Below are 22754 nucleotides of genomic sequence, written 5' to 3'. Positions count from 1 at the left end.
ACGTCAGACAGTCAAAGCGAACATGCATACGCGATTGGCCCTGGTCAGATACTGCTTTACCGAACTGGTCGAAGTCCCCAGCCGCTCGGCGATCTCGGCGTAGCTCAGTTCGACAAGGTGAGCCAGCAGAAAAGCTTCTCGCACTTTGGGAGGTAGACCATCGAGCACGCGATCGATCTGCTGCAGGCTTTCGACGGCCATCAGCCGTGTTTCCGGCGAGGGAGCCACTTCCTCCGGCAGGCAGGCGAGGGCTTCGAGGTAAGCGGTTTCGAGCAACTGCCGGCGGCGCCGGTGTGCGAGGAGCCGGCCGGCGACCGTCGCCAGGAACGGGCGCGGCTTCCGGATCTCGGCAGTCGCGGCCTTGCCATCCAGCAGGCTTAGGAAAGTGTCCTGCGCCAGGTCGGCTGCCGCGAACGTGTCGCCTACACGCTTGCGCAGCCAGCCATGAAGCCACGTGCTGTGCTCGACATACAGCACGGCCAAATCGTCGGTAATAGGTGGATCCTGGGCGGGCATGAGGACGGGACAGGGGAGGTCTGAATAATGTAATAATATAATGAGAATTAATCTCATTATTACACGTAATCGAACCAATCAATACGGCAGCCCGCCATCGAATGAATACGGCGGCTCGTTCCAAACCGGCTGCGGCCATCATCAATCGGGCCTTGCCATCACCTTGATCAGGCCGCTGACACCGCAAAAGTAGCGGTCTTCGCCGTTGGATTCCAGGCCCGGAACGGCTGTTTCAGGCGGCATCTCGATGATTTCCAGAACCTCGCCGGTGCGCACCGTGCCATGCCGCCACGCCGCATGCGCTAGACTTTCGCCTTTCTACCCCGTGCGTCCGGGGTGTACTTTCGGGATTTTGACATGGCCTTGCGCGCCACCATATACAAAGCGGAAATCCACGTTGCCGACAACGACCGCGGCTATTACGGCAGCCATGCCGTCACCGTGGCGCGGCATCCGTCCGAGACGGACGAACGCCTGATGGTGCGGCTGCTGGCCTATGCGCTCTGGGTGCAGGCTGACGATCACCTGGTCTTTACCCGGGGCCTGAGCGAAACCGACGAGCCCGATTTATGGAGCCTGGACCTGACCGGCGCCATACAGCAATGGATAGAAATCGGCCTGCCCGATGATCGTCGCCTGTTGAAGGCCTGCGGCCGGGCCGAACAGGTCGTGGTGATGGCCTATGGCCGGGGCGCCGGCATATGGTGGGCCGGCCTGCGCGACAAGGTTGCCCGGGCCGGCAACCTGAAGGTATACGCCCTGGATGCGGAGGCGAGCAAGGCTCTGGCGGCCCTGGCCGACCGCAGCATGGACCTGAGCGTGAACGTCACGGACCGCAATGCCTGGGTGTCCTGCGCGCGCGGCGACGTCAGCCTGGATGTGCAGTGCCTGCGGTGACTTCAATAAGGGGACGTGGGCTACCGGCCCCGGTTTATGCCGCGACGCGCCCCGTGTAGCCCCTACGTACCGGTATCCGGCGCACATCGCGCGCTTCATCCTGGTACTCGCCATGCCGCACGTCCCACAGTTCGACGGAATGCTGGATGTTCAGCCAGAACTCGGGCGAGGTACCCAGCGCGGCGGCCAATTTGATGGCCATAGGCGCAGTCAACACGCCATGATCATTGACGAGTCGGCTCACGGAATTCCGGTGCACGCCCATGGCGTCGGCCAGTTCGCTGATCTCTATGCCTCTGGGCTCCAGGAATTCGTCGACCAATATCCTGCCGATGGTTACGGGCCTGCGCTTTGTGGTTCTCATGATTAGGCTCTCTTACCCTCGGTATGTGTGAGGGTCCAAATATGTATCCAGTGCGGTACTCTCAGCCCATCTGAAGATGAGCCGGTACTTCTTGTTTACCCGAATGGAGCGCCAGCCCGCGTAATTCCCTTGTAGGTGCTCGAGTCGATTTCCGGAAGGTGCTTTCAGATCAGCCTCGGCCGTCGCCGCATCCAGTAGCTGAAGCTTTCTGAATAAAGCATCTTTGATGCTTGCCGGTATTTTTCTGTGGCCTGCGTCACTCTCGTAGAACTCTTCGAGCCACTTATCCCTGAATTCCACCGCCATGTTGTATGCCCCATGGAGTATTTTATGCACAATATGATTGTGCATCAATCGTCCATGGGGCACAGCCTGTCAATTCGGACAGTGACGTCAAGATCCCGTCAGGAGCCGAACAGAAAATCAAACTCGAGCCGCTGGTTCAGGTCTTGCCGAGACTATGTCGAGATGCCGTGTGCGGCCATGCCGCCGGCATGGGCTTTTCAGGTCTGATGTTCCAGGCCTACGGCAGCATGCGCCTCAAGGTATTGTCCCGCATCCAGTAGTGATGGAACAGGGCGGCCAGTGCGTGCAGGCCGATGAGGTAGTAGCCGACATTGCCCAGGGTTTCGTGGATGTTTTGCAGGGTCTTGCCCAGCGGCTTGTCGGGCGAGAGCAGCGGCATAAGGTGCAGGCCCAGGGGCAGGTCCAGCTTGCCCTTGGCGCTGAGCACGAACCAGCCCAGCAGCGGCATGACGATCAGGAACGCATAGAGAAGTATATGCATGGCGGTGGCCAGGCTTTCCTGCCATGCCGGCGGAGGCGGCACGATAGCGGGGGTTTCATTACAGACGCGCCGGATGATCAGGCGGGCGATCACGACCGCCAGGACCGTCACCCCGAGCAGCTGGTGCCATGCCTGCATGGCCGCGCGAGCCTCGCTGCCCTTGGGAAAGTACCCCTTGAGCTCGACCAGCGCATATACCGCGATCAGCAATAGCAACGTCAGCCAATGCATGGCGATGACTGCCCCGTGGTAGCGGGCGCCGGGCGATGGCGCCTGGCCGAAGGACGTGGCGGAAAGGGGTTCGGTGGCGCCGGGCATGTGGGCTCTCCTCGCTGGCTTAGCCATTTGCGCGATAGCGAAATAGTACTGGAATCGAACCGGAGCTGCCTGGGCGCGCCGCGAACGCAGCCCGTCCGCCCGCAACGGCTTAGCGCCGGTCGCCGCGCGGCTGCAGCAGCTTGCGATCCCTTGCCCAGGCCAGGCCGTCCAGCGTGCCGGCGGCGGGCACGTATTCGCACCCTATCCAGCCGGCGAAGTTGCGTGCCTGCAGCAGGTCGAGCAGGTATCCGTAGTTGATTTCGCCCACGGTGGGTTCGTGGCGGCCGGGCACGCCGGCTATCTGTATGTAATCTATGTCGTCGTAGTGGCGCTCGATGAGCGCGGCGAGATTGCCTTGCTCTTGCTGGGTATGGTAGAGGTCCAATTGGAGACGCAGATTGGGCGCGCCGATGTCGTGGATCAGGTCCAGGGCCTGCTCGACGCGGGTGAGCGAATAATGCGGCAGCATTTCCCGGGTCAGGGGTTCGAGCAGTACCAGCATGCCATGTTCGGCAAAGTAATTCGCGGCCCGTTCGATGTTGCGCCGCAGGAGAGAGCGGGCTGATTCGAATGTCTGGCCTGGGCCGAGATTGCCCGTCAGCAAGTGCACGCGGCGGCAGCGCAGCCGGCTCGCATAGGCCAGGCCGGCTTGCAGCGCGAGGCCGAAGTCGGCCTCGCGCCCCGGCAGCGCGGCCAGGCCGCGCTCGCCCGCGGCGTAATCGCCCGGTGGCAGGTTGATGACCGACATTTCCAGGCCGTGGGCATCCAGTTGTTCGGCCATTCGCACGGGGTCCTGGTCATAGGGATACATGGCCTCGACCGCCTCGAAGCCGGCGCGTGCCGCGGCCTCGAACCGTTGCAGGAACGGCAGTTCGGCGAACAACAGCGAAATATTCGCCGAGAGCTTGAGCATGTCGTACCTGCGCGTCTCAGTTTATTTTCACGCCGGCAATTTTGTTGATGCGCTTCCATTTATCGAGCTCCTGCGCGGCGAATTGCTGCGACTGGGCCAGGCTCATCGTCGATATGTCGGCCCCGAGGCGGCGTATCTTGTCCTGGATGTCGGGCTTGGCCAGGTTCTTGCGCAGCGATGCGTTGAGGCGCTCGACGACTTTTTGCGGTGTGCCGGCCGGCGCCAGCACGGCCCACCAGGAAGTCGTGGAAAACGTCGGATACCCTTGCTCGGCGACGGTTGGGACGTCGGGCATTTGCGGCCAGCGCTGTTCCGAGGTGACGGCTATGGCCCTGAGCTTGCCTTGCTGGATGAAGGGCAAGGACGACAAGGGCTGGTCGACCATGAAGTCGACGCGTCCGGCAACCAGGTCGGGGTAGGCGGCGGCGCTGCCCTTATAAGGGATGCTGACCATCTTGGTGCCCGACAGGGCTTCGAGCCACTTGGCGTTGAGCAGGTGCATGGTGGCGCCGGTCGCGTAATTGACGCTGTCGGGCGCGCTGCGGGCCTTGCGTATGACGTCCTGCAGTGAATGGTAATTGGACTTCGAGTTCACCAGGATCACGTTGGGGGAAGAGGCGACCATGCCTATCGTCACGAAGTCCCGATGCGAGTCGTAGGGGATCTTCGAGAAAATTGCCGGATTGATGGCGTAGACGCTGGTGGTGACCAGCATGAGCGTGGAGCCGTCGGGCTTGGCTTGCTTCAAGTCGCGCGCGGCTATGAAGCCTTCGGCGCCCGGCTTGTTTTCCACGATGACGCTGGTGTGGAGATCCTCTCCCATGCCTTTGCCTATAACACGGGCAAGAAGGTCGGTGGAGCCGCCGGCGGAAAACGGCACGATCATGGTGATCGGTCCGCCGGCGCCATTTGCGGCCGCAATCGCCGAAACCGGCGCGATGCAGGCCAGCGCTGCCGAAAGCAGCAAGTGATGGGCAAGTTTTTTCATTTTCATAGTCGTCTCCTGGGTGGTGCCGTGCCTGTCAGGCATGTGCGGCGACATGCCGCTCCAGCAATGCCATGCACTCCTCGGGCACGATATGCTGGATCATGTGGTAAGTGGTGCTCACGTATTGCAAGTCGATATGGGGCACCAGTGTGGCCAGCGCTTGCTGCTGCTCGCTGTTGGCGATGGCTCCCTGCCGTGGATACAGGCTGAGCACCGGCGCCTGTATCTGCGGCAGGTAGGGGCGGGCGTCGGCGTCGATGGCGAACTGGGCCAGCGCCGCCAACACATCGGTTCCCGTCCGTTCGACCGTATCGGTGTACCAGCGCAGGAATTCGGGACTGGTGTCCGGAGGGAACCGGGTGCTGGCATTGGTGCTGTCCAGCCAGTGCCGCGGGCCCAGCTTGCGCACTGCGGCCGGCCAGGACGATTCGCCCAGTGCATAGGCCTGCTTGGCGTTATCGGAGATGAACACGGGGCCCGAGACATTTGTCAGAGTTCGGATGCGCTGCGGATAGCGGCCGGCCACCGCCAGGCCGACCAGCCCGCCTATGGATTCCCCGCAATAGTGGATCGTCGCCGCGCCCAGATGATCGGCGATGGCGATCACATCGTCGCTCAGGGTTTCCAGCGTGAAGCCCGTATCCAGATCGAAATCCCGGCCCGATCCGCCATGGCCGCGCAAGTCGGGGCAGACCACCTTGAACCGGCGCGACAAGGCGGGTACCCATTGATACCAGAACTGCCCACGGCGGCCGTAGCCATGCTGCAGGAACAGATAGGGCGCGTCCGCCCAGGGGTCGGTAAAGTCGGTGACCGAGTAATGCAGGTCGGGCATGCTTGAGCGTTCGAGCGTGGGCACGGTTTTTCCTCGCGTACGGGTGGCGGTTCGATGCGACGGTATCGTAGGCTTTGAAGTACTATCTGTCCAATATATGAAAAGTACTCTGTGATATTTGACAAATATGGAATTGCGCCATTTGCGATACTTCATGGCGGTGGCCAAAGAGCTGCATTTCACGCGCGCGGCAGAACTGCTGGGCATCGGCCAGCCGCCGCTGAGCCAGCAGATCCAGCAACTGGAACGAGAAGTGGGCGCGCCGCTGTTCATGCGCGACCGGCGCGGGGTGTCGCTTACCGAAGCGGGCAAAGCCTTCATGGCGGAAGCGCAATTGGCGCTGGATGGCGCCGAACGCGCCACGGAGGCGGCGCGCCGCGTGGCCCGGGGCGAGGTCGGTACGCTGACGCTGGGCTTTACTGTGTCGGCCAATCTGCATCCCTTCGTGCCGAGCCTGATCCGCCTGTATCGAAGCCGTTATCCCGGCGTCGCGGTACGCCTGGTGGAGCAGACCACGCTGCAGTTGATCGAGCGCGTGCACAATGGCACCGTGGATCTGGCTTTTGTGCGCGCCCCGACCCAGCCTACGCCGGGCGTGCATGTCGAGGCGATTCTCTCCGAACCCATGGTCGCGGTCGTGCCGTCCACGCACGCCTTGGCGGGGCGTCCGTCCATCCGCCTGCGCGAACTGGCGCGGGAGCCCTTCATCTTTTATCCGCGCCAGGTCGGCGTCGGTCTCTACAACGTCCTGGTCGGTGCATGCCGGCGAGCCGGGTTTACGCTGAGCGTGGATGTCGAGGCTCCGCAGCTTACCTCTGTGGTGACTTTTGTCGCGGCCGGCATGGGCGTGTCGGTGGTGCCGGCAACCATGAGCCAGCTGCAGGTCGAGGGGGTGCGCTACCTGCCCCTGCAAGGCCGGCCGCTCGCGGCGGGCCTTGCCATGGCCTATCGCGAGGGCCCGGCCTCGGAGGCGCTGGCTTTCGCGGTCGATCTGACGCGGGAGACGGCGGTGGTCGATTATCCGCCCGGCCGTTCGGAGTAGGGCCCGCATGCCGTTGCGACCTGTGATGGCCCGCTCGGGTGCGGACGTGGGCCGTCGCGCCGCCAGGGGAAAATGCTTCGGACGGAAATGCCTTGGGCGGAAATACCCCGGGCGAAGATATTTCAGGCGGAAGAGCCTGGCGCGGCTTCGGGCGCGGCGTTGATGAAGTTGCTCATGATTTCGCTGGACAGGTCCAGCACGATGCGCGTGGCGGGCGAGACCGGCCGTATGGCCGCGGTGGCGCTGACCAGGGTGCGGCTCAGGGGCCGGCCGGCGATGCGCGCGATCGACACTTTGCCCGCCTCCAGCTCGCGATGGAAACCCAGGCGGGCCAGCAGGCTGTAGCCCATGCCTTGCTCGACCAGGCCTATCATTTCGGGCACGGCGTCGACTTCGATCTGGATGTTCAGGGGCACGCCGGCGCGGGCCGCGGCGCCGCGCACCAGCATGTTCAGCCCGTGCATGCGACCCGGCAGGATCAAGGGGTACTGGCACAGCTCGCCGAATGAAAGCTCGGCGCCTTCGGCAAACGCATGGGGGTGCCCTACCAGGAACAGTTCTTCGGTGCCGATGACGCTGCGCTTGAGGCCGGCCGCCGATTGCACGTCGAACAGCATGGCGATGTCCAGCCTGCCCGCGTGCAGCCATTCCAGCAGGAAGCCGGTCATGGCTTCTATGACCCGCGGCACGATGTGCGGGTAGCGTTCCTGCACCGCGGTCAGCAGCGGGACGATCAGTACCGGGCTTACGGTGGCCGGTATGCCGAGAGTGACTTCGCCACGGGGTTCCTTGCCCAGCGACATGACTTCCTGCTTGGCTTGCTGGAACTGATAGAGGATGCTGCGGGCATGTTCCAGCAGCAGTTCGCCGTGCGGCGTGGGTGTCACGCCGCGCGGGCCGCGCACCAGCAGCGGCACGCCCAGTTCTTCTTCGAGGTGGCGCATATGGGTGCTGAGCGCCGGCTGCGACACGTGCAGGGCCTGGGCCGCGTGGGTCATGCTCGCCAGTTCGGCCACGGTCACGAAATATCTGAGTTGCCTGTTGTCCATGGGGGCGCCGGGATGACGGGAGGTGGAAAGAAGCGCATGCGCGGAGCTGCGGGCAGCGAGAACTACGAATAGCTAGCTATTAGTATAAGTTATGTCTCGCATAATTATTATGTAATTTATTTTTCCCCTGACCCTACCTATCATGCCCTGCATTGAGCACGATCACTGATGGGGACATAGTGGAACAGGAACTTTCCGTCGATTTGTACTGGTCTTTCCGCAGCCCGTACAGCTATCTGGCGCTGCATCACGTACGGGCGCTGTCGCAGACCTATGCGCTGCGCTGGAACGTCAAGGTGGTTTATCCGCTGGCGATCCGCACGCCGGATTTCTTCGAGCGCATGGATCGGATGTGGCGTCCCTACCTGCTGACCGATACGCAGCGCATCGCCGAATTCCTGGACATGCCGTTCCGGCGGCCGGTTCCCGACCCTATCGTGCAGGACCCCCGCACGCTGCTGATTTCCCCCGACCAGCCGCGCATCCACCGCTTGACGCGGCTGGGCGCGGAGGCCACTCTGCGCGGCCGCGCGCTCGAACTGATCGACTCGGTGGGCACCATGCTGTGGGACGGCTCTGTGGACGGCTGGGACCAAGGCGACCATCTGGCGCGCGCTGTCGCCGCGGCAGGCCTCGATCTGCAAGACATGGAAGCGGCAATTGCCAGCGACCCCCAGGCGCGCGACCGCTTGATCGAAACCAACGAGGCGGACTTGCGGGCGGCAGGCCACTGGGGCGTGCCCACCTTCGTGTTCCAGGGTGAACCCTTCTTCGGGCAGGACCGCATCGGCATCTTGCTATGGCGTTTGCGGCAGCATGGGCTGCGGCCCCGGAGCAACTGAATTGGCCAATATCCCCGAAATCGCCGAGGCACAGGCCGAGGGCCGGGTCGCGACAATCTATGCGGACATCCGGGAAACCCTGGGCGTGCCCTTCGTCAATCTCATATATCGCCACTTGGCGACAGCGCCGGCCGTGCTGGATTGCGTGTGGGATGCGTTGCGGCCGCATTACGTGTCGGGCGCCCTGGCCGGGCAGGCCGCGCAGTTGCGCCGCGAGGTCGAGGCCATGGTCCAGGACTGGCCGGTGGCGCAAATGGGAAGCTCGCCGGGCGGCGCGCGCACAGCCGCAGCCGGCCTCGTGGGCATGTATAACGGGGCGAACAGCCTGAACCTCGTCGCCTTGCAGCATTTGCTGGGGCCGCGCGCCTCGCGGCAGGCGCCGCAACAAGGCGCGCACGAGCCGGCCCCCGTAACGGCGAGGTCCGCGGCGGATATGGGCGGGCAGCCCTCCATTCCGCGCCTGCCCGAATTCTGGGAGCTGCATCAGCGCGAGGTCGACCGTATCCATCGCCTCAACGCCTACGGCGAGCCCGGTGCACCGGCCATGGTGGCGAGCCTGTACCGCCACCTGGCGGCATGGCCCGGTGTACTGCAAGAGGTGGAGCTGGTGCTGGTCCCCTTGGACGAGCAGGGCCTGCTGGGCCGCGCCCGGGCCGACACCTATAGTGCGGCGCAGCGTTGCGCGCAGGCGCGGCCGCTCGCCATGAGGCCGCTGGTCGATGCCTTCCACGATCAGTACGAGACGCGCTTGCGGCGGTTCGCCGAAGTCACGATCAGCAAGATGATTCCCATAGGTACGGTCTTGTCCCGGGCCTTCGGGCCGCAGCGGGATCATCCCGGCGGCTGACCCCAGGCCTGCGCCCGCGACAGCACGCGATGGCGTGCGCCAGGCCAACAACGACAGGAGCAGCACAAATGCATCTCACGATCACGAAATTCGAGGTCGATCCCGATCTGACCGTAGCGGACCTGGTGCGCATGTTCGAACAGAGCACGGAACGCTACACCCGGGTGCCTGGCCTGCTGGCCAAGCACTACTACCTCGGGCCAGGGCGCCAGGCGGGCGGCGTGTACTTATGGGAAGACGAAGAGCGCGCCAAGGCCGCGCAGGGCGTGGAGTTCGTCGAGGCGATCCGGCAGCGCTTCGGCTCGGTTCCCGAGGTACAAGCCATGTATTGCCCCTTGTCGCTGGATAACGTCCGGCGCTGCGTGCGTACCGCGTAAACCAGTAGCGGCGGTGCGGCGGATCCGTCCGTCGTGCCGCCGGCATGGCCGCATGCGCGGGCTTTCCCGGGGCATGCGCGCCGGCTCCTTCATGGGTTTTTCACATCACCATATTGCGGACTTTATCGATGCAGCCGAATTTCTTGTTCATCATCACCGACCAGCATCGCGCCGATCACCTGGGCTGCTACGGCAACCCCATCGTGCGCACGCCGAATATCGATCGTATTGCCGAAAACGGCTGGCGGTCGCAGCGCTTCTATGTGTCCAACCCCGTGTGCATGCCCAATCGCGCCACGCTCATGACCGGCCGCATGCCCTCGGTGCACAAGGTGCGTTCCAATGGCATTGCGCTGCCGCTGCAAGCCACCACCTTCGTGGAATTGCTGCGTGCCGGGGGATATACGACCGCTTGCAGCGGCAAGATCCACCTGCAGCCCATGACCGGAGACGTGCCGATACTGGGGCGCGCCGTGGACGACCGCAAGACGCCGCCGCCGGAACTGTCCGACGCCTGGCACACGCAGCCCGGCGACGGCCCCTATGACCAGGAAAGCATCGTCAAGTGGCGCAGCGATCCCGATCACGACTTGAAGCTGCCTTATTACGGCTTCGAGGAAGTGCATCTGACGATGATGCATGCCGACGGTGCCCACGGGCACTACGGCCGCTGGCTCGAGCAGCACCATCCGGGATCGAGCCGGCTGGTGGGGCCGGAGCATGCATTGCCCAAGGGCGGCATCTCGGCGCTGCAGGCCTGGCGCACCGCCGTACCCGAGGAACTGTATTCCACTTCCTATATAAAAGAGCAGGCGATCGGCTTCCTGCAGCGCCATGCTGCGCAGGAATCGCGCAAGCCCTTCTTCCTGCAAGTGTCGTTCAACGATCCGCATCATCCCTTCACGCCGCCGGGCCGCTATTGGGACATGTACGAGCCGAGCCGGATTCCCTTGCCGGCGGCATATCGTCCCAATGTCGGAACCCCGCCGCCGCCGCTGGCCCATCTCATCGCCGAGCGCGACGAGGGGCGGGCCAATCGCGAGTCCTGGATGCTGCAGGCCGTGTCCGAGCAGGACGTGCGCGAGGCGATCGCGCTGACCTACGGGTCCATCACGATGATCGACGATGCGGTGGGCGAGGTGCTGCGTAGCCTCGAGGCGCTGGGCCTGGACCGCAATACGGTGGTGATCTTCACCAGCGATCATGGCGACTACATGGGAGACCATCAGCTCATGTTCAAGGGGCCCATCCATTACGACGGCTTGATCCGCGTGCCCTTCATCTGGAGCGATCCCGGGATCGAGGTGCGCGGCTCCGCGTCGGATGCGCTGGCCGGCACCGTGGACATCGCCGCCACCGTGCTGGCCCGCGCCGGGCTGCAGCCCTTCCAGGGCATGCAGGGCCAGGACCTGATGCCCGTCATGCTGGGCAAGGAGCGCGGCCGGCCGGCGGTACTGGTCGAAGAGGACAATCAGCGCTCGTTCATGGGCTTCGACAGGCCGGTGCGGCTGCGCACCCTGGTCACGGACAGTTGGCGCCTTTCGGTCTATCGCGGCGTCCAGTGGGGCGAACTCTACGACCTGCGCAACGACCCCCTGGAACTGCACAACCTCTGGGACGATCCGCAAGCGGGCGATATGAAGGCGCGGCTGCTGCATCTGCTGGTGCAGACCATGGAAGAGTATGCCGACGACAGCCCGCTGCCCACTGCCAGGGCCTAGTGACCTGTCCGCAGCAAAAGGACTGCGGTACCGATGGGCAACCGGTGGGCAAATGGACGCCATATGCCTTTGCGGGCTGCTTGCGTGTAGCGGCCACGCGGCCCGTGCGGGCCATCCCGCGGCTCCGATGCCGCGCCGCGGGTACCCACACATATTTGAATCGATGGCTCGAATCGCTGGAAACACATAAGGAATGAATATGAGCACGAACCCAAGCACAAACTCGGTCCGCCGGGACGAGGCCAAGCACGGCCCCGGCCCGATCGGCGCCGTGGGCGCGCCGAACGGCGGCGGAAGCGCTCCGGCCGCAAGCCCGGAATTCCCGGCCGCCGTGGAATCCGCAAGACGGCAATTCTCCCGGCTCAAGCTGTTGATCGGCGGCGCATGGGTCGACGGCGGCGAAGGCGCGGCCGAAGACCTGCTGGATCCGGCCACCGGCGAGCCGCTGGGCAAGGTGCCGCACGCCTGCACGGCGGATCTGCAGCGCGCTCTGGCCGCGGCGCAAGACGGCTTTGCGGTCTGGTCGCGCACGCCCGCCATCGAACGGCGGCGCGTCTTGATGCGGGCCGCTGCGCTGATACGCGAGCGGCAGGAGTCGATCGCCTGCATGCTGACGCTGGAACAAGGCAAGCCCCTGGCCGAGGCCCGCGGCGAGGTGGCGGGCGCCGCGGAAATATTCGAATGGTATGCGGAGGAAACCCGCAGACTGTACGGCCGCGTGATTCCGGCGCGCAACAACACTACGCAGCAATTGGTGGTGCAGCAGCCTGTGGGGCCGGTGGCCGCGTTCACGCCATGGAACTTCCCGGCGTTGACGCCGGCGCGCAAGATCGCCGGGGCCTTGGCCGCGGGATGTTCCTGCATCATCAAGCCGGCGGAAGAAACCCCGGGCACCGCCATCGAACTGGCGCGCGCCTGCATGGATGCGGGCCTGCCCGCCGGCGTCTTGAACATGGTGTTCGGCGTGCCTTCCGAAATATCGGAATTCCTCATACGCGCGCCGCAGATCCGCAAGATCACATTCACCGGATCGATCGCGGTCGGCAAGCATCTGGCGGCGCTGGCCGCGCAGCATGGCCTGAAACGCTGCACCATGGAACTGGGCGGCCATGCGCCGGTGCTGGTCTTCGACGATGCGTCGGTCGAGCAGGCGGCGCAGGCCTGCGCCGCCTTCAAATTCCGCAACGCGGGCCAGGTGTGCATTGCTCCCTCGCGTTTCTACGTGCAGCGAGGCGCCTACGAGCGTTTCGTGGAAGTGTTTACCCGGACCGCTGCCGCCCTGCGACTGGGGGCCGGCACGGATGCCTCGACTACCATGGGGCCGTTGGCCAACGACAGGCGCCTGGCGGCGATGGCCGGCTTCGTCGAAGACGCGGCCGCCCGCGGCGGCCGTGTGCTGACGGGCGGGGCGCGTGCCGAGGGGCCGGGATTCTTCTGGCAGCCTACCGTGCTGGCGGAACTGCTGGACGAGGCCAAGGCAATGCGCGAAGAAACCTTCGGGCCGGTGGCACCCATTGCCCGCTTCGACACACTGGAAGAAGCCCTGCTGCGCGCCAACAGCCTGCCTTACGGACTGGCCGCCTATGCATTCAGCAGCTCGGCCGCGACGATGATGGCGCTGTCGGCCGGGCTGGAGGCGGGCATGGTGGGGATCAATAGCTTTGCCGTCTCGCTGGCCGAAGCCCCGTTCGGCGGCATCAAGGAAAGCGGCTACGGCTCGGAGGGCGGGGTCGAAGGCCTGGGAGCCTACCTGGTCACGAAGTTCGTGGCGCAGGCGTCCCTTTGACAGCGGCATCCCGTTAACAAAATCGCCGGTACGGCCGTTGATGACATGGGCCAGCCGGAAAATCCATACCAAAGGAGATCACTCATGAATTCGCGCAAATCCGCACTGGCGGCGGCCGCCGCCGTCTGCATGGCGGTCGCCATGGTGGCACCCGCCTCGGCATCGTCCTACCCCGACAAGTCGGTGGATATGATCGTCTCGTTTCCGGCCGGCGGCATGACTGATACGGTCTCGCGCGTACTGGCCAGCGAAATGTCCAAGTCGCTGGGCCAGTCCGTCGTCGTCATCAACCGCGGAGGCGCGGGCGGCACCATAGGCACGGCCTCGATCGCGCGCTTGCCGCACGACGGTTATTCCATCGGAGCGATTGCCGACGCCGCGTTGACCACCTTGCCTCATATCCAGAAGGTTCCATACACGCTGGATTCGTTCGAATACATATGCCGCATCTATGCCGTGCCGGTGCTGATGGTGGTGCGTCCCGATTCGTCTTTCAATTCCCTGGCTGACGTGGTGAAGTATGCCAAGGCCCATCCGGACCAGCTGAATTTCGCCACCGTGGGCCCCGGCACGCTGCCGCACCTGGCTGCGCTGGACCTCATGAAGCAGGCGCACATTTCCATGACCCACATTCCCTATAAAGGGGAAGGGCAGGCCGTGATAGACCTGCTGGGCAAGCACGTGGACGTATATTTCGGCACCAGCGCCGTGGCCGCGGCGCATCACTTGAAGCAGCTTGCGGTAGCTTCGGACACGAGACTGAAAGAGGCGCCTTCGACTCCGACCTTTACCGAGCTGGGCTACAAGGTGACATGGTCCATCATGGGCGGCTTGATCGCGCCCAAGGGCCTGGATCCCAATGCCAGGACCATGCTCGGCAAGGCCTGCGCCGACGGCGTGAATTCGCGGCATTATCTGTCGACGCTGAAGACACTGGAGGCGGCGCCCGCCTACCTTACGGGCGCGCAGTTCAAGAAGGTGATGGTGGAGGAATATTCCAAGAGCCACGTGTTGCTGAAGGATGCGGTGCGGGCCAAGTAGGCGCGGGCCAAGTAAAGAGCCCAAGACCCGGGGGTACGACCCAGGCCCTGCTTGCCGAGAGGCACTATCGCCGAGCCCATGGCCGGCGTCTAAGTCTTTGACTGCAAGGCGCTGGCGAGCCCGGGCCTTACGGCATCGCCGCAATCGTCTGTGCGACCGCCGCCGTCAGCTTCCTGGCGTAGGGCACGTGCAGGAATTCATTGGGGCCATGGGCGTTGGACTGCGGGCCCAGCACCCCGCAGACCATGAACTGGGCCTTGGGAAAGCCGGTCTGCAGCAAGCTCATCAGCGGTATGGTGCCGCCCTGGCCTATGTAGCCGCAGGGGGCGCCGTAGTACTGCTGCGAGGCGGCGTCCAGCGCCTGTTCCAGCCATGCTTCGGTCGGCGGCGCATTCCAGCCGGTGGCGGCGCCCTGGTCGGGCTTGAAGATCACTTTGGCGTTGTAGGGCGCGTCGGCCTCCAGCAGGGTTTTCAGTTCCTGCACGGCGGCGACGGCGTCGACCAGCGGCGGCAGGCGTAGCGACAGCTTGAAGGCGCTGCGCGGGCGCAGCACGTTGCCGGCGCTGGATAGCGGCGGCAGGCCTTCGGCGCCGGTCACCGACAGGGTGGGGCGCCAGGTGCGGTTCAGCAGCGCCTGGCGGGGTTCGGTGGTCATGGGCAGCACGAAGCCGCCGTCGGCCCCACAGCTCCAGGGAAAGCGGCGCCAGACTTCGTCGCCCAGGACGCGGGCGGTGGCTTCGGCCTGGTCGAGGCGCTCGGCGGGGATTTCGCAGTGGAAGCTTTGCGGCAGCAGCCGGCCTGTCGCGCTATCTTCCAGGCGGTCGAGCACGTGGCGCAGGATGCGGAAGCTGGACGGCACGACGCCGCTGGAGTCTCCCGAATGCACGCCCTCGTCGAGCACTTGCACTTCCAGCGTACCGGCCACCAGGCCGCGCAGCGAGGTCGTCATCCAGAGCTGGTCGTAATTGCCCGCGCCCGAATCCAGGCACACCACCAGCGCCACTTCGCCCAGGCGATCGCGCAGCGCGTCGACATAGGGCAGCAGGTCGTAGCTGCCGGATTCTTCGCAGGTCTCGATCAGCCCGACACAGCGCGGCCGCGGCACGCCCTGGCGGTCCAGGGCCTGGATGGCCGTGATGGAGGCATAGGCCGCGTAGCCGTCGTCGGCGCCGCCGCGGCCGTAGAGCTTGCCATCGTCGTATTTCGGCGTCCAGGGGCCCAGGCCGTTGCGCCAGCCCGTGAATTCGGGCTGCTTGTCCAGGTGGCCGTAGAGCAGCACCGTGTCGCCCGGGCCGCTGCGGGTGGCCGGTGCCTCGAAGAAGATGACCGGGGTGCGCCCCGGCAGGCGCAGCACCTCCAGGGTGAGGCCGTGGATTTTCTGCGCTTCGATCCATGTCGCGGCGTCGCGCACCACGCGGTCGATATAGGCGTGCTCGGCCCACTGCGCGTCGAAGGCGGGGCTCTTGGCGGGCACGGCGATATAGTCTCGCAGGGCGGGCACGATCTCGTCGTCCCACTTGGCGTTGACGAAGTCCCGCAGGGTTTGCGGATCCAGTTGGGCGGGCAGTGCCTGCTCGGGAATGCGTGCGTTCATCGCGGGTGCCTCGGTCGGGTCGGTACCTGGAAATTTTACGCCTGTCCCCGTTCTGTTGACACCGGCCGCGGGGTCGCATAGTGTTCCCTGGCTGGAAGCTGCGTTGCAGCGGCCGATGCGTTGAAGAAGTGGCTATACCGGGTTTTATCGGGTCGCCTCCGGGCGGTCCGCGCACCATGGCTGCCCGGCCTTGCAGCGCCGCGGCCACCAATCCGACCCATGAGCGACGGCATCATGCACAACGACAATGGCATTTCCCAACCCACCTTGAGCGGCCGCCTGGTCGAGCTTCGGCCCCTGGGGCTCGAGCACGAAGGGGCGTTGCTGCAAGCGGCAGCCGACGGCGAGCTGTGGAACCTGAAGGTGACGGTGGTGCCCGGGCCGCAGACCGTGCGCCAGTACATCGCGGCGGCGCTGGCCCGCAAGCAGGAAGGCAGCGTGATGCCTTACGTGATCGTGCGCAAGGACACGGACCGGATCGTGGGCAGTACACGCTACTGGAAGATCGACGCGGCCAACCGCCGGCTCGAGATCGGCTCGACGTGGCTGTCGGCCTCGGCCCAGCGCACCGGCATCAATACCGAGGCCAAGTACCTGATGCTCGAGCACGCCTTCGAGTCCATGCGCTGCGTGCGCGTCCAGTTCACCACCGACCAGCTCAATGCGCGCTCGCGCGCGGCCATCATGCGGCTCGGGGCCAGGCCGGAAGGCATCGTGCGCAACGAGCGCATCATGCCCGACGGCCGCCGGCGCAATTCGGTGCGCTTCAGCATCATCGATACGGAATGGCCCGAGGTGAAGGCCATGCTGCAGGCAAGGTTGCAAGGTCGAGCTGGGGGATAGGCCGGCGCCGATGCCGAGGCCTGCGTGGCACGGGCCAGGTGGATCGATCTGCAGCCCGGCCTGCGTGGCGGGATCTTTGGCGTGGCTCGGCCTATGCGCGACCTGAGCGGCTCAGCCTGCGTGCTTCGACCTGCGCCGCCCGGCTTGCACGGCCCGACCTACGCGGCCCGACTTGTATTCACCTTTCGGGACTCCTACTATAAAAAAGGAGAAGAAGCAGGCCGGCCTGGAACACACAGAACACCACATAGACATGCCGCCTTGGGAATTAACCCGGCCGACGGGCGGCGTGTGACGTGCATGCGCCGGCAAGCCGGTCTTCACGCCACCGGCCGCAAGCCGGCGCGGTGGGCTACACAAGGAGTCTGCAATGAAATCTTCCCGACGAACTTTCCTGGCGGCCGGCATCGGGCTGGCTTCCGCCGCGGCCCTGTCGGGCCGCGTGCTGGCCGAGCCGGCCAAGGTCGAGGAAAGCGATCCCACAGCGGTGTCGCTGGGCTACAAGCATGACGCGTCGCTGGTCGACAAGGCCAAGCAACCCAAGTACACGGCTGGCGAACACTGCGGCAATTGCCAGTTGTTCCAGGGCAAGGCCGGCGAAGACTGGGGCCCCTGTCCGATCTTCGGCGGCAAGCTGGTGTCCGTCAAAGGCTGGTGCAGCGCCTACACCAAGAAAGCTTGATTCCGCCGATCGGGTCGCAGCGGGCGCAGGCCGGCCGCGACCCGGCTGCATGGATTTGAAGTTGGAATGGCGGTTGTGCCGTGGCAATCGCGTTGAGGCGGCCGGGTTGAAGGATGCAAACGCGGCGCCATGTGCGGCGCAGGCCGCAGGGTAGCGCGGCCGGCCCAACGCGCCCGCCGTCACGACCGCAATACGATTATCGATGCTGGGCTGCCACCGTCAGGCCCAGCCACAAGAATATCGTCCCCACTATCTTGCCCTGCCAGCGCACGAGCCAGTGCAGGCGTCCGGCCAGCCGGCCCAGGGGGCGCAGCGCCACGGCCAGCAGCGTCGTATAGAGCGCGCTCATCGATACGAATACCAGCCCCAGCACGGCGAACTGGGCCAGGGTCGAGCCGTGGCCGGGATGCACGAACTGCGGCAGGAACGCCAGGAAGAACAGCGCGGTCTTGGGGTTGAGCACTTCGGCGGGGATAGCCTGCAGATAGGCCTGCGCGGGCGTGACGGCCGCCATGCGCGGCAGCGTCGGGTCGGCGGGCCGGGCCAGCAGCGCGCGCACCCCCAGGTAGACCAGGTAGGCCGCGCCGCACAGCTTGACCGCGGTAAAGGCCAGCGACGACGCCATGAGCAGCGCCGACAGGCCTACAGCGGCGCACAAGGTATGGATCGAGTCGCCTGTCGCCACGCCCAGCCCCGTGAGTATGCCCACCTTGCGCCCGCCCTGTATCGTGCGCGTCAGCACCAGCAATACCGCCGGACCGGGTATCAGGAACAGGCCCAGCACCACGGCGATGAAGGTTCCCAGTGTGGGCAGGTCGATCATATTGTTCTCCGTGCGGGAAAGTTCGGGCCTATGCGGCGGCGCGGCCGGCCAGCCGCCGGCATGCAAGGCTGGCTATGGGAAGACTATGCTGCTCCCGAGACGCCGCGCCGCATAACGACCGGCGCCGGCCGAGAGCAAAGCTCGGCGCGGGGCCTGCGCAAAATATACCCGAAACACGGCTTGCCCGAACGTCGTCGAGGGTTCTTGCCCGGCATGCGCCCATGTCCGGTAGCGGTCCTTGTCCGCCAAGCTGCGCGGCGCCGTGGCGCCATGGAAACAGTCGAGATAAAAAGGCGCCGATAAACGAGTGGGAAATGGCTGGAGCGGCAAGGAAATCGAATAAGATTGCGCATCCCTACAACTCCCCCTCCGTGCCGCAGAGGTACCCGTATGTCCGAAGTCCATGGTTATGTCGCAACACAGTCCGGCGGCATTTGTTTACAGGGAGGGGTGGGGCGCGATCTGGATGCCGAGAGCGGCGCCGTGCGGGCCTATCTGGCGGAAATGGGCCTCGACGCCTATGTGACGATGCGGCGCGAAGTGCGGGACGGCCGCGAACTTGCGGTTTTCCGGCTGGACGAGCAGCGAGCCCGGCAGTGGGCCCCCGATTTCGACACCTTCGGCCTGGCGCACGCGTTGGGCCTGGACACGCACGGCAAGCCCGCGGATCTCGAGCGCGAGATCCTGCTGGCGATGCTGCTGGGGCCGATGGCCTTTCCCTACCCCAGTTGCGCAGAGCTGCGCTGCAGCGTGCGGGTGCGCCGCTACACCGTCGAGGCGGCGCGCAAGACGCTGCTCGCCTTCGACACGGAGGAAGCCGAGCGTCCCATGGATTGCTGGGAAGAATATTCCGAACAGCGCGGTTTCACGCTGCGCCCCGGCCAACCCTTGATTCCCGCTTTGGAAAAAACCACCCAGCCGGAGAACTCCGGCGGCAAGCTCTATTCTTTTTCCTGCTATCGGGCCACCGAATACGTGATGCTGCTGGGCATAGCGCGCGGCCTGGCCGAATGGAATCCGCCGCTGCTGGCCGAATTGCAGCGGCAGTGGGAGACGCGCGCCATCCTGGCGGAGGAATTCCACGATGTATTCCTGCACGAGTACGGCTCGCTGGAGCAGCCCATGCCCTTCAGGTACTACGTGCCGGGCGACCGCCTGTGGTTCCGCAACCCCGACGAGCCTTCCACCAACGCCGAAGGCTACGAGGGGTCCTGGGTGGTCTACCTGGGAGAAGGGCTATTCTCGAATTTCTGGAAGCCGCGCAAGCATTACACGCTGACCGACAAGTGCGTGGAAATCTTCCATTGGCGCAATGCCACCTACATGGGCGCCGACGGCAAGCTCAAGGTCGACGAGGACCTGGTCGACGCCAAGGTGGCGCAGTCGCTGCGCGACCCGCAGGAAGTGGCGGATATCCTGCAGCGCATGCTGCGGCTGCGCGAGCCGTTCGGCGTGTACCGCAACGGCGGTTGCGTGGATGCCTCGCGCGAATATGTGCGCTGCCTGTGCCCCGGCACCGCGGAACTGGTGTTCCCGGGCGCCGCGATGCCGGTAGAGGCCGCCTGAGCCCCGCTTACAGGAATCGGTCGAGCAGGCGGCGGCTGGCCTTGTCCAGCGCCGCGATGTCGCGCACCAGATACTGGACGCCGTAATAGTCGGCGATCAGCAGGGTGTTGGCCGACAGCCTGCGTATGTCGTCCTCGGCCCTGAGCAGCAGCACCGCATCGCCGCGGTCGGTCTCGATCTGCCATTTGCAGGGAGTGGCGAAGCCCGAGACCTGGCGGATGCGGCGGATCTCGGGTATGAAGTCGCGGCTGGCCAGTTCTTCCTGGATCAGCCGGCGAGAGCCTGGTTCCAGCTCGTCGAGGCGGCCTATCCAGGCGAGTTCCTTGCCGCGCGGCCCGACCAGCGCAATGCCTTCCTCGGGCGCCGATACCGGAAAGCTGCGCACCGGCACCACGCCGTCGTGCAGGACGCCGTCTTGTTCCAGTTCCAGCCGGCCGTAGGCGTTGCGGCGCAGGGGCAGCGTGCGCCCGGTGTGCGGATGATCCGCGCCCGGCTCAGGCGACTTCGGCATCTTCATCTTCCTCGTCCCCCCAGTCTTCGTTGCTGGATTCGGGCGGTTCGCCGCGTTCCTGAGCCTGGTACAGGCTGGCATAGGCGCCATTGCGCGCCAGCAATTGATCATGCCGTCCGACTTCGACGATGCGGCCGCGATCGAGCACCACCAACCGGTCGGCCTGGCGCAAGGTGCTCAGGCGGTGCGCGATGGAAATCGTGGTGCGCCCGCGCACCAGGTTGTCCAGCGCCTTCTGGATTTCGTTCTCGGTGGCGGTGTCGACGGACGAGGTGGCCTCGTCCAGGATCAGGATGCGCGGGTCGATCAACAGCGCCCGCGCGATCGAGATGCGCTGGCGTTCGCCGCCCGACAGCGCCTGGCCGCGTTCGCCGACCAGCGAGTCGTAGCCGTGCGGCAGGCGCAGGATAAATTCGTGGGCATGGGCGGCCCGCGCCGCAGCGACGATCTCGGCGCGGCTGGCGCCCGGCTTGCCGTAGGAGATGTTGTCGGCGATGGTGCCGAAGAACAGGAATGGCTCCTGCAGCACCACGCCGATATTGCGCCGGTATTCCGCGATGGGCAGCGAGCGGATGTCCACGCCGTCCAGGCTGATGGACCCCTGCGACACATCATAGAAACGGCAGATCAGGTTGGCCAGGGTGCTCTTGCCCGAGCCACTGTGGCCGACCAGCCCTATCATTTCGCCGGGCGCGATGTCCAGGTCTATGCCTTGCAGCACCATGCGGTTGCCGTAGCGGAAGCCCACCTGGCGCAGGGCGATGCGGCCCTGCACCTGTTGCAGGTGCACCGGGTTGCGCGGCTCGGGCACGCTGGAGACGTGGTCCAGAATGTCGAAGATGCGCTTGGCGCCGGCCGCCGCCTGCTGGGTGAAGGAGACGATGCGGCTCATGGAGTCCAGCCGGGTGTAGAAGCGGCTGATGTATGCCAGGAACGCGGTGAGCACGCCGACGGTGATCTGCTGGTAGGACACCATCCAGATGCCGAAGGCCCAGACCACCAGCAGGCCGGCCTCGGTAAGCAGAGTAACGGTCGGTGTGAATAGCGACCATACGGCATTGACCCGATCGTTGACGGCCAGGTTGCGGTTGTTGGCCTCGCGAAAGCGCAGCACTTCGCGGCGTTCCTGGGCGAAGGCCTTGACCACACGCACGCCCGGTATGGTGTCGGCCAGCACATTGGTGATTTCCGACCAGACGCGATCGACTTTTTCGAAGCCATAGCGCAGCCGGCCGCGCACCAACTGGATGAGCCAGCCTATGAAGGGCAGGGGGACCAGGGTCGCCAGCGCCAGCCAGGGGTCGATGCTCAGCAGCACCGCCGAGGTCATCACGATCATCAGTATGTCGGTGGCGAAGTCCAGCAAGTGCAGCGACAGGAACAGGCAGATGCGGTCCGATTCCGAGCCTATGCGGGCGATCAGGTCGCCGGTGCGCTTGCCGCCGAAATACTGCAGCGAAAGCCTCTGCAGGTGCTGGTAGGTGCTGGTGCGCAAGTCGGCGCCGATGCGTTCGCTGACCCAGGCCAGGATATAGGTGCGGCCCCAGGTCAGCAGCCAGGCCAGCAGCGACGAGACCAGCAGGCCGCCCAGGTACAGGCGCACCAGTTCATAGTCGATCGGGATGCCGTTCTGGAAGGGAATCAGCACCTTGTCCATGAGCGGCATGGTCAGGTAGGGCGGCACCAGCGACGCGGCGGTCGACAACAGGGTCAGCGTGAAGCCGATCAGCAATTGCCGGCGATAGGGCACGGCGAAGCGCCACAGGCGCAGCAGGGCCCAGGTGGAAGGCGGCGCATGCGGTTCTGAGCCTGCCTGGGGCGCCGCATGCGCCGGCCGACTGCCGGGCTCGTCGGCGGCGCGGCCTTCGCGCTGCTGTTCGTAGCGGGCGATCAGGCGCAGCGCGGCGCTTTGCTGCGCCATGGTGTAGCGCCATTGCGCCAGGCGCGCGTGGGCGTCCAGCAGTTCCAGGCTGCCTACGCCGGCGTGGTCGTAGTGGCGCAGCGTCATGGCCGGCGACAGCGGCCAGGCTTGCCACGGCGCGCCCGGCGCCGCACAGGCCAGCAGGCGCCGCTGCGTCAGCACCAGCAGCCCGCGCGCAAAGCGCAAGCGCGTGTCCAGGTCGGTTTCCATCCATGCCTGTATCGCCTCGGCCTCGCCCAGTTGCGACTGCACGGACGCGCGCCAAGGCTCCGGGACGCTGCCTGCGCCGGCGTGGGTGGATTCCGTTTTCATGCGAGATGTATGATCCGTCCCCCGATATGGGGTTCCATGGAAAGAAGTGCGGCCCCCGGCTTGCGGCCGTCCCTTCGGGGCAAAGAGTGTGGTTTTTTCGCGTTATGGCGCACAATTTTCATATCTTTTAGTAAGCTACGCAACTATCAGGCCCCACCGGCGGGCGATTTCCTTTTACG

23 protein-coding genes are annotated in these 22754 nt (G+C 65.2%); 11 read left to right on the top strand and 12 right to left on the bottom strand.

Going from position 1 to position 22754, the window contains the following annotated elements; all coding sequences use genetic code 11:
- Positions 1-3: 3 nt before the first annotated feature.
- Positions 4-516 carry a sigma-70 family RNA polymerase sigma factor gene (locus KVP10_RS04190; RefSeq protein WP_217963225.1) on the bottom strand — a complete coding sequence of 171 codons (513 nt, stop codon included), beginning with the start codon at positions 514-516 and terminating at the stop codon, positions 4-6.
- A 357-nt stretch (positions 517-873) separates the two neighbouring features.
- Here KVP10_RS04190 and KVP10_RS04185 point away from each other — a divergent pair, with 357 nt between their 5' ends.
- On the top strand, positions 874-1413 hold the full coding sequence (locus tag KVP10_RS04185) for a YaeQ family protein (RefSeq protein WP_217963224.1): 540 nt from the start codon (positions 874-876) through the stop codon (positions 1411-1413).
- Positions 1414-1447: 34 nt separating this feature from the next.
- Here the strand turns inward: KVP10_RS04185 and KVP10_RS04180 are convergent, their stop codons facing one another.
- The 6 genes from KVP10_RS04180 to KVP10_RS04155 all read right to left on the bottom strand — a co-directional run bounded on the left by KVP10_RS04180 (position 1448) and on the right by KVP10_RS04155 (position 5642).
- The gene (locus KVP10_RS04180; protein ID WP_217963223.1) at positions 1448-1777 is read right to left on the bottom strand and encodes a HigA family addiction module antitoxin; all 330 of its coding nucleotides are present in this window, start codon (positions 1775-1777) and stop codon (positions 1448-1450) included.
- Between the two features lie 12 nt (positions 1778-1789).
- Complete coding sequence (locus KVP10_RS04175; RefSeq protein ID WP_217963222.1) at positions 1790-2083, bottom strand: type II toxin-antitoxin system RelE/ParE family toxin; 294 nt, start codon at positions 2081-2083, stop codon at positions 1790-1792.
- Between the two features lie 217 nt (positions 2084-2300).
- Positions 2301-2882, bottom strand: coding sequence for a cytochrome b (locus tag KVP10_RS04170; RefSeq protein WP_217963221.1), 582 nt, complete (start codon positions 2880-2882; stop codon positions 2301-2303).
- A 109-nt stretch (positions 2883-2991) separates the two neighbouring features.
- Positions 2992-3795, bottom strand: coding sequence for a hydroxypyruvate isomerase family protein (locus tag KVP10_RS04165; protein WP_217963220.1), 804 nt, complete (start codon positions 3793-3795; stop codon positions 2992-2994).
- Positions 3796-3811: 16 nt separating this feature from the next.
- The gene (locus KVP10_RS04160) at positions 3812-4789 is read right to left on the bottom strand and encodes a Bug family tripartite tricarboxylate transporter substrate binding protein (protein WP_217963219.1); all 978 of its coding nucleotides are present in this window, start codon (positions 4787-4789) and stop codon (positions 3812-3814) included.
- A gap of 28 nt (positions 4790-4817) precedes the next feature.
- Complete coding sequence (locus KVP10_RS04155; RefSeq protein ID WP_217963218.1) at positions 4818-5642, bottom strand: alpha/beta fold hydrolase; 825 nt, start codon at positions 5640-5642, stop codon at positions 4818-4820.
- Positions 5643-5745: 103 nt separating this feature from the next.
- On the opposite strand from KVP10_RS04155, the gene KVP10_RS04150 reads away from it, so the two are divergent.
- Positions 5746-6660, top strand: coding sequence for a LysR family transcriptional regulator (locus KVP10_RS04150; RefSeq protein ID WP_217963217.1), 915 nt, complete (start codon positions 5746-5748; stop codon positions 6658-6660).
- Between the two features lie 122 nt (positions 6661-6782).
- Here the strand turns inward: KVP10_RS04150 and KVP10_RS04145 are convergent, their stop codons facing one another.
- Positions 6783-7709 carry a LysR family transcriptional regulator gene (locus KVP10_RS04145; protein ID WP_217963216.1) on the bottom strand — a complete coding sequence of 309 codons (927 nt, stop codon included), beginning with the start codon at positions 7707-7709 and terminating at the stop codon, positions 6783-6785.
- 152 nt (positions 7710-7861) lie between these two features.
- Between KVP10_RS04145 and KVP10_RS04140 the strand changes: the two genes are divergently transcribed.
- The 6 genes from KVP10_RS04140 to KVP10_RS04115 all read left to right on the top strand — a co-directional run bounded on the left by KVP10_RS04140 (position 7862) and on the right by KVP10_RS04115 (position 14323).
- The gene (locus KVP10_RS04140) at positions 7862-8551 is read left to right on the top strand and encodes a 2-hydroxychromene-2-carboxylate isomerase (RefSeq protein WP_246600326.1); all 690 of its coding nucleotides are present in this window, start codon (positions 7862-7864) and stop codon (positions 8549-8551) included.
- Between the two features lies 1 nt (position 8552).
- On the top strand, positions 8553-9398 hold the full coding sequence (locus tag KVP10_RS04135; protein WP_217963215.1) for a halocarboxylic acid dehydrogenase DehI family protein: 846 nt from the start codon (positions 8553-8555) through the stop codon (positions 9396-9398).
- A 68-nt stretch (positions 9399-9466) separates the two neighbouring features.
- The gene (locus KVP10_RS04130) at positions 9467-9775 is read left to right on the top strand and encodes a YdhR family protein (RefSeq protein WP_217963214.1); all 309 of its coding nucleotides are present in this window, start codon (positions 9467-9469) and stop codon (positions 9773-9775) included.
- 128 nt (positions 9776-9903) lie between these two features.
- Positions 9904-11496 (top strand): sulfatase family protein, encoded by a 1593-nt coding sequence (locus tag KVP10_RS04125; protein WP_217963213.1) that lies wholly within the window; start codon positions 9904-9906, stop codon positions 11494-11496.
- 199 nt (positions 11497-11695) lie between these two features.
- Positions 11696-13282, top strand: coding sequence for an NAD-dependent succinate-semialdehyde dehydrogenase (locus KVP10_RS04120; protein WP_217963212.1), 1587 nt, complete (start codon positions 11696-11698; stop codon positions 13280-13282).
- Positions 13283-13366: 84 nt separating this feature from the next.
- Positions 13367-14323 (top strand): tripartite tricarboxylate transporter substrate binding protein, encoded by a 957-nt coding sequence (locus KVP10_RS04115; protein WP_217963211.1) that lies wholly within the window; start codon positions 13367-13369, stop codon positions 14321-14323.
- A gap of 127 nt (positions 14324-14450) precedes the next feature.
- Here the strand turns inward: KVP10_RS04115 and KVP10_RS04110 are convergent, their stop codons facing one another.
- Positions 14451-15917, bottom strand: coding sequence for a M20 family metallopeptidase (locus KVP10_RS04110; protein ID WP_217963210.1), 1467 nt, complete (start codon positions 15915-15917; stop codon positions 14451-14453).
- Positions 15918-16136: 219 nt separating this feature from the next.
- Between KVP10_RS04110 and KVP10_RS04105 the strand changes: the two genes are divergently transcribed.
- Both KVP10_RS04105 and KVP10_RS04100 read left to right on the top strand, forming a co-directional pair.
- Positions 16137-16760 carry a GNAT family N-acetyltransferase gene (locus KVP10_RS04105; RefSeq protein WP_246600324.1) on the top strand — a complete coding sequence of 208 codons (624 nt, stop codon included), beginning with the start codon at positions 16137-16139 and terminating at the stop codon, positions 16758-16760.
- Between the two features lie 370 nt (positions 16761-17130).
- The gene (locus KVP10_RS04100) at positions 17131-17442 is read left to right on the top strand and encodes a high-potential iron-sulfur protein (RefSeq protein ID WP_088602096.1); all 312 of its coding nucleotides are present in this window, start codon (positions 17131-17133) and stop codon (positions 17440-17442) included.
- Between the two features lie 196 nt (positions 17443-17638).
- Here the strand turns inward: KVP10_RS04100 and KVP10_RS04095 are convergent, their stop codons facing one another.
- Complete coding sequence (locus tag KVP10_RS04095; RefSeq protein WP_217963209.1) at positions 17639-18265, bottom strand: LysE family translocator; 627 nt, start codon at positions 18263-18265, stop codon at positions 17639-17641.
- Positions 18266-18655: 390 nt separating this feature from the next.
- Between KVP10_RS04095 and KVP10_RS04090 the strand changes: the two genes are divergently transcribed.
- Entirely contained in the window at positions 18656-19831 is a 1176-nt protein-coding gene (locus tag KVP10_RS04090) for a hypothetical protein (protein WP_217963208.1), read from the top strand.
- A gap of 7 nt (positions 19832-19838) precedes the next feature.
- Here KVP10_RS04090 and KVP10_RS04085 read toward each other — a convergent pair whose 3' ends face one another.
- Positions 19839-20342 carry a cyanophycin metabolism-associated DUF1854 family protein gene (locus tag KVP10_RS04085; protein ID WP_217963207.1) on the bottom strand — a complete coding sequence of 168 codons (504 nt, stop codon included), beginning with the start codon at positions 20340-20342 and terminating at the stop codon, positions 19839-19841.
- Complete coding sequence (locus tag KVP10_RS04080; protein WP_217963206.1) at positions 20326-22575, bottom strand: cyanophycin metabolism-associated ABC transporter; 2250 nt, start codon at positions 22573-22575, stop codon at positions 20326-20328. Before KVP10_RS04080 ends, KVP10_RS04085 begins: the two co-directional genes overlap by 17 nt.
- Positions 22576-22754 lie beyond the last annotated feature (179 nt).

The sequence above is a fragment of the Candidimonas humi genome, assembly GCF_019166065.1.
Lineage (GTDB): Bacteria > Pseudomonadota > Gammaproteobacteria > Burkholderiales > Burkholderiaceae_B > Candidimonas > Candidimonas humi.
This window is presented reverse-complemented; position numbering and strand designations above follow the sequence as displayed.